The sequence below is a fragment of the Paenibacillus sp. B-A-8 genome, assembly GCF_048572915.1.
Lineage (GTDB): Bacteria > Bacillota > Bacilli > Paenibacillales > Paenibacillaceae > Paenibacillus_AQ.
In genome coordinates this window covers 2272464-2289568 of the sequence record NZ_CP183882.1, presented here as the reverse complement: position 1 = coordinate 2289568, position 17105 = coordinate 2272464, and the positions used below count along the sequence as shown (strand labels likewise).

The window sequence follows — 17105 nt, the reverse complement described above, 5'->3', positions numbered from 1 at the left end:
CGTCCAGTTCATTTATTTAGAGAGATAATACAACCTTTATTCAATAACAATGTCTTTAGCTATAAGCACCAGGTCCGTCAGATCGATCTTGCCGTCACCATTGATGTCTGCACGTTTCGCTTTAACCCAATCTGGGTCTGCAGAAGTCTTTCCGTAGTTAGCAGCGACAATAGCCAGATCGCCGATGCTGACCTTGCCATCACCATTCAAATCCTTAGAAGGTTCAGGATCCGTTGCTGTTGTAAAGTCCACTTGAACCGAGGAAAGCACCGCGTTCGTTTCCTGTCCCAAGCTATCACCCAGCGTTGCACTCTTTACAGCAATACGACCGGGTTGGGGTTCTGTCAGAGCCTTAGCTTTAAGGGTAATCTTAGCCACATCTACATCCCCTTTAATCGCACTGCCGGAACCTTGGCTAGCCAGAATTAGACGCACAATGCCTTCCGTATTCTTCGTCTCAAGGATACCGACACCATCCACCAACGCATTAGCGGATACATAATCCATTAGTGAAGCGTCGAATTCAATCGTGATGTCTTGGGCATACACCGCCTCTGTAACATTGTGAAGGCCTAGCGTGATGTCAAAGTTCTGACCATATGGAACGGTGTGAGGAGCAGCTAAGCTTGTTGCTGCTTCACCTGAAGACTCCTTAATCACTGTAATCTTACTCACCGCTTTATATCCTGCAGATACGGTAGTTGCAGTAATATCAGCAGTTCCTGCCTTTAACGCAGTTACGACTGCTTTCCCGCCTTGAACTTGAACAGTCGCAACAGCTTCATCGCTGCTGCTCCAATTCAGCAGTTTATTCGTTGCATTTCCCGGTTGAAGTGTCGCGCTTAACGTTTGTGTTTCTCCGATCTTCATCGAAAGCTCAGCTTTATCCAGCTTGATACCGGTTACCGGAACTTCAGGAACGTTATTGCTGTACATAAAATTATCAAACACGGTAACTGATGGACCAAATACTCTAGCTCCCATTTTCCCTGCATCTGTTGGGATCTGTGCAATTACTGCCTCAAAATAGGTCGTTCCATTGACAATCAGCGTTACATGTTTCCCTTCAAACTTCACTTTTACGGTCGATGTCTTACCTTTTTTCAACTGTGCGTCCTGGGCATTGGTTAATAAACCATAGGAATCCTGAGCGTTCACCCAATACCAAGCCCCTTGATCAAAGCCTATAGAAGCCCAAGCGTCATTATTGACATAGCGTAAAATAACACCCGTTCGGATAACATCACTCTGCGGTGTAATCTTAAACTCGATCTCACCATCTCCAATGATCGGAGATTGCTGATCGATAAACAGATTATTTACACTATTCGAGGTGAACTTAACGGCATGCTCTCCCGCTTGATCAGGTGCTTCCACAAGCTCCATACGTCCGACACCTTTACCGATAACATGCTCCCAACCTTCGAGTGAGTTATTCTCAAAGCTCGCTGAATATCTCACAGGCGCTGGAACTTCTACAGGATCATCTGGGTTAGGAGCGTAGACTTCAAATTCATACATGGAGTAACCATAGGTTCCCGCTCGCTTCGTTCCTAACATTCGAACATATCTCGCTTGTTCAGTTGGGAATTTGACAATCTCTACTCCGCCAACGCCAGCGTTAGTCGTATAAACGTCCCGCCAATTCTCCGCATTATCCGATACTTGAACTTTATAGCCTTTGGCATAAGCACTTTCCCACTTGAAAATAACCTTGCTAATGTCTGTACTTTGGCCTAAATCAACATAGATCCACTCGTTGTCGGTATATTTAGAGGACCAGCGTGAAGCACCCGTATCAATCTCATCCACAGTAAGACTAGCCGGGAATTGAGGCACTTCGACAGAAGAAGCCACTGCTGTTTTGTGAGCAGCTAAATTGATTGTCCAAGAAGGTGATCCTGCATCCTCTGCAATTTCTTTACCGGACAGCACCCGATTAAAAATCTTAAATTCATCCAATAGTCCAGTGAATGCTTTGGATGAACTGCCGATCATAGCCGCAGGTAGCATGGTCGTTACAGCAACAGAACCTTTTAAATCCCCGTCAATATACAGGGAGGTTCCATTTAGGTCTCCTCTGAAGGCAACATGTACCCACCGCCCAACCGGAATCGCTGCATTAAAGCTGTAATCATAGCCCTCTCGGGTGAATCCGGCATTTGGTGTCCCTTTCTGCTTCAGCTTAAGCGCACCATATTCGGATTCCATCAGAATCTTCTCATCCGCTTCTTGCTGATCATCAAGCTTAACCCATGTGGAGACCGTCCAAGGGAAGCCCTTTATTGAAAGCGGTGTTTGAATATGATCTGTGGCCCCTGCAAACCGCACGCTTTTTCCTGTCTTACCTTCAGCCACTCGAGTAACGCCATTTCCTAATGTAGCATCATAAGAATTTCCGGACTGATCAGAGACCGTCTGCGCCCCGTCTTCAAATGGATAATGAACAACAAGATCACCGACCGTATTCACTTCATGTAATAAATTCGTTCCAGGACCCTCGCCTAGCTTCACTGACAACTGCTGGAACTCGGTGAATGTGCTGTCCGTGGATTGGCCTCTCCACATCTTTTCCGCAAGGACAGGCATCGCTTTCTTCACACGGTCGTGGACATCCGCCTCACTGACTTTCTTGCCCATCATATCGTTCCAAGTCCCGAACATCGCACCGAGCAGGTTCGGATCACCCTCCTGCAGCTTCGTGCTTCCACCAAAGTTCGTAGGGTCCCAGTTATTAAACAACCATTGTGAATCCAGATAATCATGGTAATATCCAGCTTTCGGTACAATGTAGAGCGTGGAATCAACCGTATTAATAATTTTGAATCCATCTCTCACCGATGCCACTGGATCTTGCCATCCGTTATTCCAGGCGTTTACGGCAATATCCTTATCAACAACCGTTGTACCTGGGAATGCACTCAAGCTGCCCCACATTCTTGATTTCTTCCCCTTACTCTTCATGTGTTCATTCATCGTGTTCAGAAACTCGCGATACTTCTCAAAAGTAGTCCGGTCATTAGGTGCGAATTCATCGCCTCCAAAATGAACCGTTTCCGAATCAAACCAATCCCCATCTAAATATTCGTCCCATACATCCTTAATGAAATCGACCGTTTCCTGACGTGTAATATCCAGATGGTCGACAGGTAAATTATCCTTAACCAGATCTGGTCTGACCTTTGTGAACGAAAGGGCATGACTTGGAGTATCAATTTCCGGCGTAATGTTAAGGCCACGGATTTTGGCAATGTCCTGCAGCTCACGCATATCCTGCTTGGTGTAATGCCCATCCTTCGCCGTTAATTCCGGGTACTTGGTACTTTCTAAACGGAAAGCCGTATATTTGTTCCAATGCTCCCTGCTGTTATCTTTAAAAATCTCGTTGTCATTCAGATGAAGCTGGAAATCATTCATTTTGTAATAAGACATAAATTTGGCGTAATCCTTAAGGAAATCAATCGTGAAAAATTTACGTCCTACATCGAGCATAAAACCGCGTTCGCCATACTTAGGGAAATCTTTCGCTACCCCTTTTACAATGCTGGACTTCTCGGAATCTTGCTCCAAAATTTGCAGTGCCGTTCTTGTTCCATAGAAGACACCGGTCTCGGTGTTTGCATGTATTTCCACGTAATCGCCAACTTCAAAGTAGTAGCCTTCTTTACCAATTGATTCATCAGCTGACTTATCGAGCCTAAGCAGGAAGTCACCTTTTGAAGCAGGCTTATTTTGAACAATTGGTAAATCATATCCAGTTAATTCTTTAAGATCCTCTTGAAAGACCTCTGCGGTAGCTGGGAGTTCACATAAACATTCACTCGTGGGGATTACGATTCTGGAACTGTCAGTCAGCTTGAAAGAACCACTGCCCCCAGTCCACTCTTGTAAACTGGGTATCACTTTTGGTTTAGCGTTCACTGCTTCAGCTGCTGCTGCAAATTGTAGTGGAGTAGAGTAAAGCACTAGACAAAAAACTGTAAAGGCGTATATCCATTTTTTCATCTTTTATCCTCCTACTAATCAAATACATTTAACAAAGACCAGGTACATCATGTTAGTTACTCACACATGTACCTGGCCTATGACCTTGCTTACTCTACAATTTTGCGAGCTACAATAACCAAATCTTCCAATCCGACTTTGCCGTCACCGTTAATATCCGCTTTCTTCGCTTTCTCCCAATCCGGGCTTGCTGTAGTCTTGCCATACTGCGCTGCAACCATTGCCAAATCACCGATCGTTATTTTGCCGTCACCGTTAATGTCGCCTTGCGTTCCTTTCTTACCAATCTCTACAGTTACGGAAGAGATCGAAGCCGAAATTTCCTTGCCCTGATCATCAGAAATGATTGCGCTCTTAACGGCAATTGCACCATTGACCGTTTGGTTCACTTCTTTGGCTTTAAAGGTTAGTTCTAGGACATCTGCACTGTTACTAATTCCATGGGCCGCACCTTCACTGGCTACAATAAAGCGAAGTTTACCTGGTGTGCTGTTGATTGAATCAATAACACTTACGCCACTAATTAACGATCGCGCCTCAACGAAATCCATAACATCCGCGGCATACTCTAGGGCGATGTCCTGCGCAAATATTTGGTCAGACAGATTCCGCAGTCCATATTGCACTTTGAACACTTCTCCTGGCTGAACTTGACTTGGCGCTGTTAAATTGGAAGCCGATTTCAATTCGCCATCTTTTTCCGTTACGATAACCCGGCTGGTTGCAGAGAAACCCCCGTCCACTGTTGTTGCCGTAATTACGGTTTCGCCTGCCTTCAATCCCTTAACAAGGGTATGACCGTTTTGCTGTTCAATGGATGCTACAGCTTCATCACTGCTGCTCCAAACCACATTTTTGTTTGTGGCATTCTCAGGTTGGATCACAGCGTTTAATTCGCCCGTGCTGCCTGCTTTAATTTCCAGCCGTTCTTTATCCATAGTGACGCCTGTGACTTTTACTACTTCTGCCTCATCCTCCGTCTTGAACACATTAAGTTCTGCAGCAGATGCAAAGTTACCCACACCTGCTATAGCCTCAAGTCTCAAATGTGTGGCTTCTACAGTTGTAAAGCGAACCATTTTTGTGGTCTGATCATTCTTCCATTCTCCATTCGCGATAGGTGTGAAATTCGTTCCGTCAACACTCGTGTACAGGTTATAGCTTGTAATCGTTCCATTGGTACCAGATACTCTAGGTGAATAATTGAATTGATTGATGTTATATTTGCCTCCGAGATCCAGTGTAATAGATTCCGGTAAGTGTGCCGGGGTCCATTTCGTATGCCAGATTGTAGACATATCTCCATCGAGTGCAAGACTTGCTTCACCTCCAGGCTGGAAGCTACTCGCCGTTGCAGTCATTTGCGATTGTGGAATTTGCGTGTTAGGCATATACACATGAATCGTCGCTGTTGCACTTTTTTTACTTGCATCCTTCGCAGTAGCAGTAATAACCGCCGTACCGGCTTGAAGTGCTGTAACTTTTCCAGTCTGATCCACGGATACAATTTCCGGATGGTCAGAAGTCCAGAGCAGTGTCCGGTCATAAGCATTTGCAGGTTTAACCTGAGCGCTAACGGTGCTTGACTGTCCTTTGTTCAGATCCATGTTATTTGGTGATAGAGTAATAGTCGATACAAGTACACCTTCCTCTGGAACGATCGCACCTTCATCATCAACGCGAATGTTATCGACCACCAGCGTACCGGTTAACTCCTTCTGATTGTTCAGCTTGTTTTTGATAATGGCCAGATAGGCATCTTTCACCCCTTCGGTTGCAAAAGACAGATCCAGCGTATTACGTCCTTCTATCAAATTCTCACTAACCAGATCACGAACTACCCCATTCTCCTTCACTCGAACTGCCACGGTGTACATATCCGTCTCATCCGAATTGTAGTCCATGGTCAGATGGTAGCGGTTATCCTCCTTCATTCGGAGCGTGTGAGGCAATGTACGTAGCCACTCTCCTGTTGCTTCTTCATTTGTTTTAAGCGACCAATTACCATCCAGAACATAAGTCATAATCTGATTGTCGCCTTTTTCAACTAAATGCGTACGGACAGGACCTATCTTGGAATAAACGAAGGGGCCCCAGCCCTCATCCACGTTCTCGAAATCCTCGTACAATACAGAATTACCAGCGTCAGTTTTGGTTGGATTTTCCCATACTCTTACATCATCAAAGGTTACAGTCGAACTTCCATCTTCTACATTTAAATAGAAATTGGCTGTCTCACTAACCGCATCAAAGGTAACCTTAATCCGTTGGAAATTCGTGCTCACATATTTGTGCTGCTGGGCTAAAAAGCCATGCTCTGTGTTATCCAGCGTATTGACAACCTTGTCTGCCCCTTGCTTCACACCGATTTCCACGGTGCGTTTCCCATCCACTTTCACCCAGACCGATGCAGAATACGTCTTGCCAGGTGTAAGTCCGGTAATCTCTTGCTGAATTACTGCATCACCGGGACCCTTCACCTGAAGCTGATCATCGGCGTTACTGTTCTTCACGAATTTAATGTGATCATCGCTTGCAGCTGTGGAGGATTTCTTCCAGTTACCGAATGTTTGGCTGTCAAAACCCGGGTCCTTAACCGAACTGCCTTCACCCCATACCATTTCCGGCTCTTCCGCAGCAGTTGTCTTATACAGGGCATAACCAATCCCCGGCTGCGCTGTAAGTGTGACTTTCCCTCCAGTTACTTCTACACTGCCAACATGCTCACGTCCCAAATCTGTCAGCTTGTATAACTGTGCAGTCGTTACGTTGCTCCATGATTCTGGAAGACTCCAAGTCGTTTGACCACCTGCGGGATTCCAGTGATAGATTTTATCTTCTGTCTCAGGACTCCATGGAATAAAGACCGTACTGTCACTAATGTTACTGCTATCTGTCATGATGGCGATTTCACGACCATCCTTGCTTAAATGGATCTTACCGTCCTGCTTACGTTCAACTACAACATTCTTCTCAAAATCGATGCGGTTATCAGTCATCTTAATGATCGGAAAATGCTGCATATATTTTGTCGGTAGATTGTGGTTGAAGAATGCCGCGCTTGTTGATTGGTAGCTGTAGAAGGGTGCACTGTTCTGCCAGTACCCTACGCCTACCTGTTTATTCCCTTTCAGCAAAGGAGTGGTTAAGAAGCCGTCCAGCGATTGATTCCGTAGGAAACGGGTAACCTTACTATCGTCGCCTTGGTTAGGGTACCCCGGATCCGTTCCCCAGTGAACCCAAGAGGCCTGCTCAAACAGCGGTCCAGCAAATTCTGTACCGAGCATCCAGCCGTTACCGTTGATATAATCTGCTAGTTTCTTCGCATTGTAGTCGGCACCGTCATATACATCTACATATACAAAGGAAAGGTTATCGCCTGTATCGCTTTTCAGCATATCCAGACGTCTTTTTAATTCACCGGATTCCACGTCCTTGGTTTTGTTTACATAGAATGTCTGATCGAGCCAGCCCCAGCCTTTGCTTAAAGGCTGATTCATATTTTCCATTTTAGTACCGAAAGCATCCAGCGCGTATTCCGTTGCGTTAATGTGTACACCGCCGCGGATATTGTATTTCTTCCCTTCGCTCAAGATATAATTGAAGTCCTTCTTACCACCCTGACGAATACCAATATGACCGCCGTAATCTGGGTGAGAGTCATCATGTCCTTCCGCTTGGTATCCTTTGAACAGAATCAGTTGTCCAAAGCCATCCGTGAGATTAGAGATTTTCTTCGCATTATCAAAAGCACGCAAGAACGGAGAAGTTGTAGTTGAACCAATGTTCATGCTGATATAGGAAATATTGTCACGAATCATTTCACTGCCCGTTGGAGCCTCTGTATTCTGACGATATGCAATAGCTCCATCTTGCCAGTCTACAACATGGTCACCATTCGCATCTGGAGTCAGGACAACCTTAGCCCAAGGCAGAGGCTCCGGATCGAGCACGGTACTCCCACGATAAACCCATGAGCCTCCTGATAATGTTGCCTTCTTCGTATGGAGCGCTGTATCATCGCCTACCTTAACACGAACCTTATCAAAACCGTTTACTACATTGGTGATTACACTCGCAGCTAAGACGTCGGAGTTAACGAATGCATACGTACGGCCACCACTCACGTCTGCTGCCCCTGTCTTAAGGTCGGTAAATTCATCCTGGACAATGTTCCAGCCACCAGTTATCTTAACAGCCGTTTCCTGCGCTGCAGGCTGGGTTCCAATTACAGAGACAAGATCATGATTAGGGAATCCAATCGTCTTCACTTTTTCGGTACCATTCTCTTCGATGCTGGCCACCTTGAAATGTAGAATGTTATCCTGGACTTCCATTTCAACTTTGAGGTTCACTTTTATTTCCGGGATCTGAAGCGTGTAGGTTGCAGTCTCACCATGAGTAGAATCTGCTGCTTTCTTACTAAAACCAGAAGCGACAGGGAAATAAGATTTCTCGTTGATTTTTAATTCATTAAATCCATTTAACTGTCCGTACATTTCAGCACCGCTGTCCAACCATGTATATTGTTTAACCCGCGGGAATTCCTTATCGATTTCAACCTTCATGGTATTCGAGCTTAAGACTTCTGTAATCGTAATCGGCTTAGGAACAGGATCAGTCGATACAATTGGAGCTACCTTCACATCGTCAATCCATATCGTCTTGTTATCGTACCAGCTGCGAAGTCCAATCTTCCCTGCACTAGTTGAAATGGAGGGAAGACTCGTCGTAAGCACGTTATTTCCATCAATTGATAAATTCACGCTATCTTTCTCATACCGCAATTTGAGAGTATACACTTGACCGGCAGCAAAGGTAAAACTAGGGGCCGTAATATTGCCATACGTTTCCGCCCCACCCTTCATTGCATCCCAGCCCCAGGTGCCTGCATCATACTGAATAACATTGTAATTATTACTATCGACGAATCGGTAGACCAATCCAAATCGTGTTGCAACCTGATTAAATTTTAACTTCACCTCATATTCAGCATTGGCAACCTGAGGTGATTCTTGGTCTGCAATAATAACAGCACCTTGTGTCACCGCCTTAACAGCACCTTGATCTGCCGAAAAAGTGGTCGTCCCCTTAGCTGGTGTCCATCCGCTGATGTTACCATCATTGTAGTCTTTGAAATACACGTCCGACTCTTGTGCTGCGAATACGGCTACCGACGGCAAACCAATCTGTACCCCTAGCAACAACGTCAATAGCAAGCTAAACGCTTTGTAACGTTTTCTCATCTCTACGACCTCTTTTCACTAAAATATAAGTAGAATGAACAATATCAATTCACATATTTCCTTTAATTGTATATTTTTAACATAACAAGGCCATAATGAGCCCTCCTTCCAGAAGAAGGTGTCTCATTATATGTTTTATTGTTTTACTTGGAATTTAACAATCGCTTGATCACAGCAGCTGATTCCGCTCTTGTGGCAGATTCTTTTGGTGCAAATGTAGTCTGAGTTCTACCTTTCATTAATCCCGATTTCAAGGCAAATCCCACCGATGCTTTAGCCCACGGGCTTATTTTATTATCATCTTTAAATGCAGTAGTAGAATCTGAGGCCATACTATCGACCTTTACGCCGGAAGCATAAGCTTTCGCTCGCATCAGCATCGTTGTCATTTCTTCACGGGTAATGCTTTTTTCCGGAGCAAACTTCGTCTTGGACAAACCGCTAATAATTCCGGCTGCATAAGCTTTCTTCACCGTGTCTTCATACCAAACTCCTGATTTCACATCCGTAAACGGATTACTTCCAGAACCTTCTGTAAGATCTAATGCTCTGGCTATAAGAGCTGCGAATTGAGCGCGAGTGATGTTGTTATTCGGGGCAAAGCTGTCGGCATCCATACCTTCAACAATTCCTTTAGTGACCATTTCCATAATATCTTGCTTCGCCCAATGTCCAGCAATATCGCTGAAAATTTTGGTGAATACTGAGGATTGATTCGGGGTGAATTCCTGATCTTTCAGATTACGATCAAGAACTTTAAATGCGGTCCATTTTACTGCAGTTGTACCAGCCTTTTTAGCTTTAAAGGTAATCGTGGCAATGTCCAGGTTACCCTTTTCGCCATTCACATTTCCGATCTTGGTATGGGCTATCGTAATTTCGTTATTTTTAACGATTGGTGATACAGAAAAGCCTTTGATCTTCGTTTCCGCTTTTACAATCTCAAGTACTTTCGGGTCAAAATTAAATTTAGCCTCGTATGCATATAAGTCCTGAATATCTTTACCCTTTAATGTAACGGTGAACGTAGAATTAGCAGATTCAGTAGCTGATGTCTGCATCTCGAAGTCAGAGACTTTTTCAGCATGGACTGTACTCAACCACAAGGAAGAACATAACGTACAGATTAGTGCGAATGTATATCGTTTGCGTCTCATAAGAACATCCCTTCACCCGTGAATTTTAACTCCCCCCTATCATATGGATTTTGAAATCGGATACACATGATTTATTTTGTTCAACATTGATTATTTTTGTTATTCTTTCTCTCTGCGATAAGCTAAGGGACTAATTCCTGTAATTTTTTTAAAAATACGACTGAAATGTTCTGGATTAACGTACCCCACTTGCTCAGATACCTCATATATTTTCATTCCGCTCTCCAGCCCCTTTTTAGCCTTCTCGATTCGTAGATTCGTCAGAAACTGAATGAAATTAACACCTATTTCTTTGGAAAACTGTTTACTTAAATAGCTCTCGCTTACACCGACAATCTGACTAATATTCGACAAGTGAACATCTTCATTAAAGTTTTTCTCTAATAGCTCCTTCGTTTTAGCGACAACAGGGCTAAGGAAAGATTCCTTCGGTTGGTCTTTCGGATGTAGCTTTTGATGCAGTTGATCCAAGAACAGTCGGCACCAATGCACCGTATTCTCCCAGGTTTCCTGCTTATAAATATGATCCGTAATGGGATAAGGCAGTTGATCATGAAGCTTTTCCCAAGAAACGCCTTTTTGATAAATTAATGCGCTTGCCTCCCAGATCATATCGACTACATCTGATTTGATATGCTCAGGAGAACAAGGGTATCGCTGAATCAACAGGTTACAGCAGTGTTCATATACCACATGCCATTTCGTTAAATCCGGATCACTTAATGACTTCAGCATTTCGGTCCTGCCCAAATACCATGCTTCCTTCCAATCATTTTCCTTAATAGATGAACGCCTTTCAGCTTCCGGATAATATAATCGGTTGTACCCTTGGTAGAAACTCAAACCAGCTAATCGTTCAGCTTGGCGGAATAAACGGTTCCACTGCTGGTGACCATCCACAATATCACTAATGCCCATAGACAGCTTCAAATTAATGAATTGCTTTAGTCTCATGCTAACTTCAGACAAGATGATGTCTGTCAATCTACGAATGGCAATGATGCTGCATTGCTCTGGAAAAGAGAAGAACAAAACATAATGCCTATCATCATATCTGCACACTTTGCAGATCCCTTCATTTCTACTGCGGTTCGTTACCGTTCGAATCGTCTGCATAATCATACGGTGTGAATCTTCAAACTGAACGGTATCCGATAACCTAATAAGCGCAACCTCCAGATTCTTCTCCCCCATATGCTTTCGCACAAGCTCCAACGAAGAAGAAACTGCCTCATCATTCGTTGATTCGAAGGAATCTGCTAAGCAGAGCCGGTGCAGAACTGAACAGATCGAGGTTTCTACGTCCTCTAAGGTTGATTCTGATCTTGAGGAGCTCTGCCGCCGTTTCAATTCATCCACAGTCTTAGTCAGGACCGGTGCAATATAGGATTCATCTAACTTCGCTTTAACAATGTAATCAAAGGCACCGAGCACAAAGGAATCCCTTACAAAAGAATAATCTCCATACGCACTTAACATGATGGTTAGCGGTTGATTCGAAAAGGTAGTGTTATTTAGTGCTTCGAGCAGTTCTACTCCATTCATATTAGGCATCTGAATATCCGCCAGAACTAGATCCACATCCTGATGGCTTTTCAGCATACTTAATGCCTCCTTGCCATCTCCTGCTTCCCCTGCAATCTCAAAATCGTTCGAAGCGATGGATATATACTCCCGAAGGGCTAACCTAGCTAATGGTTCATCATCAACAATGAGAGCTTTAAATTTCATCATAAATCCCTCCATAATTGATCTATAGGACTACTTCAAAGCCTGAACCGCTCTCTCCCAATCATCATTAAGTTTCTCTTGAATATCGGACACGTCAGCACCTGAGAATATTTCTTGTGCAGCCTTCTTTTCATCGAACTGGATAGCATTTTTCACTTTTTCAAACTTCTCATCGATCCCCAGGTACATAAACGGTTCAAAGGGGTGATTCTCTTTAACATTGTTGAAGAAAGGCAGGAACGATTCGATATTGATCACTGTCGATGAATTTTGCGAATAATTAATATACACTTGGTATACATCCCGGCTAAATACCCATTCCAAGAATGCTTTAACTTCTTCCGTATTGTTTGAATTTTTATTAATGGCCATATATTGATCTGGCATAGTGATTGCCTGCAAACGCTCTGAAGTTGTCTCTCTCCAGGGCATTGTGAATGCATCTAAATCTTTATCATCTTTCATTTTGGACAAATGATCTCTAAGGTACCACTGACCCAGTGCAAGCATGGCCGCTTTATTATTCTGAAACAGTTGAGTAGCCTGATCCACACCGATACTAAGCGCATCGGGTCCGGCAAGTTCATTCTCTGCTATTTTCTTGATCATCACTGCTGCCTTCTCGAATGGAGAACCTTTTCCGAAAGGACGATTCGTCTGTGCGATTGAGGATAAATAATTCTCATCCTTGGATAAGAGAGGCGGCCCGAACTCCGTGAAAGGATAGAACGTCCAATCATCTTTCCCGCCAATTGCAATCGGAATATATTTGCCATGCGCTTTAATCTTCATCATTACGTCCATAAATTCGTCTATCGTTTGTGGAATCTCTACACCGACCTCTTGAAATATACTTGGATGGAAGTATACATATTCAGAGAATGATACAAGAGGTAAACCAAGAATAGAATGATCTAGTTTAGCGGGATATTTATTGTTTTTTGCTGCGGTTAATCCATCCAGCGGAAGAAGTACTGCTTTGTAAGTGAGCAGGTCATCTGGCTTCAGATAAAAAATATCCGGTAAATCATTTGCTGCTAAACGAACCTTTAAATACTGACCGCTATTATCGGGAATCGTCTCAACCTCAACCGTTACATTGGGCTTAATTTTAGAGTAATCTCTTACCTTTTCCGTCCAAAATTTGATATCCGTCTTCGTTTCCCACATGCCGAATTTTATTTTAATCGGTTGATCCTGATTCACCTTTCCCTGTTCCTGTTCTATGGCCCCTCCTTTGGGCATGAACTTACTTAAAGAGAAGAAGCCGCCTATAAAAATAAGAGAAATGATTCCAATCAAGGACACACGGAGTATTATTTTCACGTTTACTAATCACAGCCTTCGAAAAAAAGTTTATACCATCATACCTCCTCTGAAGTCACACATGAATGATGTTTTCCCTCTGGACTATGATCTTTTATGATCCTCTGCAGCATTTTTCTTCATCCTCCTTCGCCTAACCATTGATCCTGTATCTCTTCCTCCGGGGTGTCAATTAACGGCAGTCTTATCGACACTATCGTACCCTGAGGTTTATTCTTCTCGTACTTTAAACCGTAACGCGCCCCATAATGCAGCTGGATTCGCTTATTAACATTACTGTTTCCCATACCACTGAAAGAAAGCTGATGACGTATCCCCTCACTGTCATACTCCTGAGCATCCATATCCAACATACCTACACCATTATCGGCTATGGTTATCAGAAGATCTTCCGCTTGTTTGGTCACTATGATCTGAATGATACCAGGGTAGTCAACATTTTTTAGTCCATGAATAATACTGTTTTCTAAAATAGGTTGTAATAGCAATTTCAATAGATAATAACCCGCTAAATCCTCATCTACTTCCCATCTCGTTTGAATCGGTCTACCAAAACGAATCTCCATGATATACAAATAATGCTTTAAATGATCTATTTCCTCATCAATCCTAGTCAGTATTCCACCTCGATTAAAAGAAGAAGCCAGAAGACGAGTTAGCGCATGTGTCATATTCCGTATGTTATCTGCTTTACTGATTAAAGCCATAAACTTGATTGAATTAAGCGTATTGATTAAAAAATGTGGATTAATCTGCGACTGAAGTGCTGCAAACTCTGCCATTCTCTTCTCCATTTCTTGTCTTTCGTGATCACGCAACAGATCCTGAATACGCTCCGTCATGTGATTAAAAGAATGCCCAAGCTTAATTAACTCCAGGCTACCGGTTCTCATAAATTTAGCGTTTAAATCCCCTTCAGTAACTAGATCCATTTGCCGAAGAAGCTCATTGAGCGGTTTAGTAACATTCGATACAAAGTAAAATGAAACAAGTATAAATGCTAAGATGATCATCAATGCAAAGACCCAGACGATATAATTCACACTAAGGTAATTGGCTGTTAGATCAGCATATGGAATAGACTGCACAAGCCACCATCCGGTCTGCTCAATCTTGGCGTAGGTTATCAGATTTCTATCTTCACCGTTAACATCCACAACGTACCCTTTTTCCTCTGGCCCACGATTCTCGAACCAGTGCATTTGGAATTCCCCTCCTCTTGAGGCAAGGGTATTGGATGAGATAATTTGACCTTCCTCGGTGATGATGTAAAGGCTGGATTCCGTATTATCTCGTGACTGCAAAATATGATCAAAAGCACTGCTTTCAAAGGTAAAAAGAATCATTTCTAGCTTGGATAAAGGATTGATTACACTGGGAGATAAGGCAGCAACCATATTGTAAGGATTATAGTTACCATATAAAATATTAGGCATCATCCCTAGAAAATGAACGCTATCGGGATTATTCAGCACCTGCTCATACCACGTTTTCTGCCGAAAATAAGAATCATCCAAATTCAAGTTCTTTAAGTACGAATAAGAATTATGATCTTTAAAAAGGAAGTTCACCGACAGCACACGTCCTGAGATGGATGCCGTGTACTTCTCTATTAAGACCTTTAGCTCATAATAAGCCTGCTGTTTCTGGACTCCGATCTTTTGATTGATTTCATAAAGCTTTGCCATCACATCCTTGTCCATACCAATCGAAGCAAATAGACCCGTCAACCTCCTAATTTCCTGACTAACGGAATAAGAGATTGCTTGAGCCGTTTGCTGAGATCTTGATGTATTCTGCTGAAGAATATCTCGCTTATAAATATTTAGAATAATGATGGAGAATAAGATGATCGGCAGAATGACTACAAGTATAAAAAAAAGCCTTAATGTGCTAGACATCCGCCAATTTTTTCTCATAAGTTCCCTCCCCTTTATAAGATAACTTATAAACGCTCACTTCCACCTCACCATGAATATTGAAGAACATATTCCCTTAAATTTGTTCTACTTCCTGCATGGCGACAAAAGTACCCAGAATGTTACACATTCGAAATTACTTCAGAAATAAATCCGAGTTTATTTTCATCTTTCGACATCGCTTACGAGCTGATTCAAAAAAAAAAAGAGCCGACACTATTGTAGAAAGCTCTACTTTAGGATCGGCTCCTTTTGTCATTGAGTTATCTGATGTATTACTAATCGCGTATCATTCCATAATTTATTCTCCATTTCCTTATCTCCACCTGGATGTACGGGCACTATTGGATTGCCTGTTCCAACATTAAAATATCCCCCTGTGGTCTCCTGATATTTTGGATCGATCATTAAACGAATAATGATATCAGCTCCCTTACGTGGATTCCCAATATGAAGAAATTTCAATACCCGTTCAAGCATAGGTGCAAACCATAACTCACGCCCCAAACCTGTTACATTAAAACCAGGATTTAATGCGTGAACAATAACTCCGGTCCCTTTGAATTGGCGAGCAAGTTCAGCGGTAAACATGATATTAAGCAGCTTAGTTTTTCCATAGATCTCTGACGAACCTCTAGCCGAAAAATCTGATGTATTTATCAAATCCTCAGGAAGCTTAAGTTCTCCATGATTGCGTGAAGCTTCAGAAGCTACATTTATAATTCTCGCACTTCCCGCTGCCTTCAATGAATGCTGTAAAGTATGAGTCAATATCCATGGGGCAAAATAATTCACGGCCATCATTTCTGATAAACCTTCAGAAGTGATCCTCTGTTCAAAAGCATGAAGTCCTGCGTTATTTAATAACACGTCTATCTTCGGATATGCATCAGATATTTCTTGCCCTAAACGGCTGACATCCCTCAATAAGGATAAATCCCCGTAGAAAAAATTTATTTCGGCAGCAGGTACGCTTTCCCTTATCAATTTCTCAGTAGCTTCCGCGCGACTTTTACTCCTTGCCGTGAGAACAAGATGAGCCCCACGCGTTGCCATTTCAATGGCAACGCGTTGTCCCAACCCGCTTGTAGCTCCAGTAATTACAATAATCGGCTCTGTCATCATCTTCATTCTCCTTTACAACAAATTGTCGAAAATATATAATTGATATATGTCAACTATATGCAGATGATTGATATATGTCAACTAATTAAAAATAGGAAACTTTTTCATAAAAATCTAGGTTAGGTGGTTAAAACAATGAATGTCGAACGCAAAGATACGTTAAGAGGACAACTGGAGCTAAGTCTCGGTGAACAAATGAATGCCCTTATTAGCGCCGCGCATGCGCTTAATGTCAGAACTACTGCCTCTTTCGATTCCTCTATACAACCTGCAGCTTTCCATATCGTCCGTTGGCTATATTCCTATGGTCCGACTAGCGCCTCTGCTTTGGCGGAAGCAACAGCTATGGATCGTAGTTCGGTCAGTCGTCTTCTCAAACAGCTTGAGAATTTAGGGTATGTTACAAGGGAAGACTCTCCTAAGGATCGTCGAGCTATCCTTCTTACGCTCACAGATCTTGGACGACAAAAAACCTATCATGCGCTGCAGGATAAGGAGTTCGTATTTTATGAGCGCATAGCGCAATGGGATAATCAGCAGCTTGAAACCTTTACCCAAATGCTTAAGGAATTCAATGGATTTTAGCCGCCTTACTG

8 protein-coding genes are annotated in these 17105 nt (G+C 42.9%); 1 reads left to right on the top strand and 7 read right to left on the bottom strand.

All coding sequences use genetic code 11. The features are described from left to right. Nucleotides 1–36: 36 nt before the first annotated feature. The 7 genes from ACN6MV_RS09810 to ACN6MV_RS09780 form a co-directional block, all read right to left on the bottom strand. A complete protein-coding gene (locus ACN6MV_RS09810; protein ID WP_419886241.1) occupies nucleotides 37–4005 on the bottom strand; it encodes a family 20 glycosylhydrolase in 3969 nt (1322 codons plus the stop codon). An 89-nt stretch (nucleotides 4006–4094) separates the two neighbouring features. Beyond that, entirely contained in the window at nucleotides 4095–9251 is a 5157-nt protein-coding gene (locus ACN6MV_RS09805; protein ID WP_419886240.1) for an endo-alpha-N-acetylgalactosaminidase family protein, read from the bottom strand. 143 nt (nucleotides 9252–9394) lie between these two features. Beyond that, nucleotides 9395–10408, bottom strand: coding sequence for an S-layer homology domain-containing protein (locus tag ACN6MV_RS09800; RefSeq protein WP_052414536.1), 1014 nt, complete (start codon nucleotides 10406–10408; stop codon nucleotides 9395–9397). 99 nt (nucleotides 10409–10507) lie between these two features. Then, nucleotides 10508–12142: a response regulator transcription factor gene (locus tag ACN6MV_RS09795; RefSeq protein WP_419886239.1), complete on the bottom strand. Its 1635-nt coding sequence runs from the start codon at nucleotides 12140–12142 to the stop codon at nucleotides 10508–10510. Between the two features lie 27 nt (nucleotides 12143–12169). Then, a complete protein-coding gene (locus ACN6MV_RS09790; protein ID WP_419886238.1) occupies nucleotides 12170–13345 on the bottom strand; it encodes an ABC transporter substrate-binding protein in 1176 nt (391 codons plus the stop codon). A 239-nt stretch (nucleotides 13346–13584) separates the two neighbouring features. Next, on the bottom strand, nucleotides 13585–15384 hold the full coding sequence (locus tag ACN6MV_RS09785) for a cache domain-containing sensor histidine kinase (RefSeq protein ID WP_419886237.1): 1800 nt from the start codon (nucleotides 15382–15384) through the stop codon (nucleotides 13585–13587). Nucleotides 15385–15639: 255 nt separating this feature from the next. Further along, a complete protein-coding gene (locus tag ACN6MV_RS09780) occupies nucleotides 15640–16509 on the bottom strand; it encodes an SDR family NAD(P)-dependent oxidoreductase (RefSeq protein ID WP_419886735.1) in 870 nt (289 codons plus the stop codon). A 135-nt stretch (nucleotides 16510–16644) separates the two neighbouring features. Here ACN6MV_RS09780 and ACN6MV_RS09775 point away from each other — a divergent pair, with 135 nt between their 5' ends. Next, complete coding sequence (locus ACN6MV_RS09775) at nucleotides 16645–17094, top strand: MarR family winged helix-turn-helix transcriptional regulator (protein ID WP_419886236.1); 450 nt, start codon at nucleotides 16645–16647, stop codon at nucleotides 17092–17094. The last annotated feature ends 11 nt before the right edge of the window (nucleotides 17095–17105 follow it).

Bases quoted from the DNA above. Each gene is read 5' to 3' on its own strand.
- ACN6MV_RS09800 (WP_052414536.1), bottom strand. From the start codon at position 10,408: ATGAGACGCAAACGATATACATTCGCACTAATCTGTACGTTATGTTCT.
- ACN6MV_RS09785 (WP_419886237.1), bottom strand. From the start codon at position 15,384: ATGAGAAAAAATTGGCGGATGTCTAGCACATTAAGGCTTTTTTTTATA.
- ACN6MV_RS09775 (WP_419886236.1), top strand. From the start codon at position 16,645: ATGAATGTCGAACGCAAAGATACGTTAAGAGGACAACTGGAGCTAAGT.
- ACN6MV_RS09795 (WP_419886239.1), bottom strand. From the start codon at position 12,142: ATGATGAAATTTAAAGCTCTCATTGTTGATGATGAACCATTAGCTAGG.
- ACN6MV_RS09780 (WP_419886735.1), bottom strand. From the start codon at position 16,509: ATGATGACAGAGCCGATTATTGTAATTACTGGAGCTACAAGCGGGTTG.
- ACN6MV_RS09810 (WP_419886241.1), bottom strand. From the start codon at position 4,005: ATGAAAAAATGGATATACGCCTTTACAGTTTTTTGTCTAGTGCTTTAC.
- ACN6MV_RS09805 (WP_419886240.1), bottom strand. From the start codon at position 9,251: ATGAGAAAACGTTACAAAGCGTTTAGCTTGCTATTGACGTTGTTGCTA.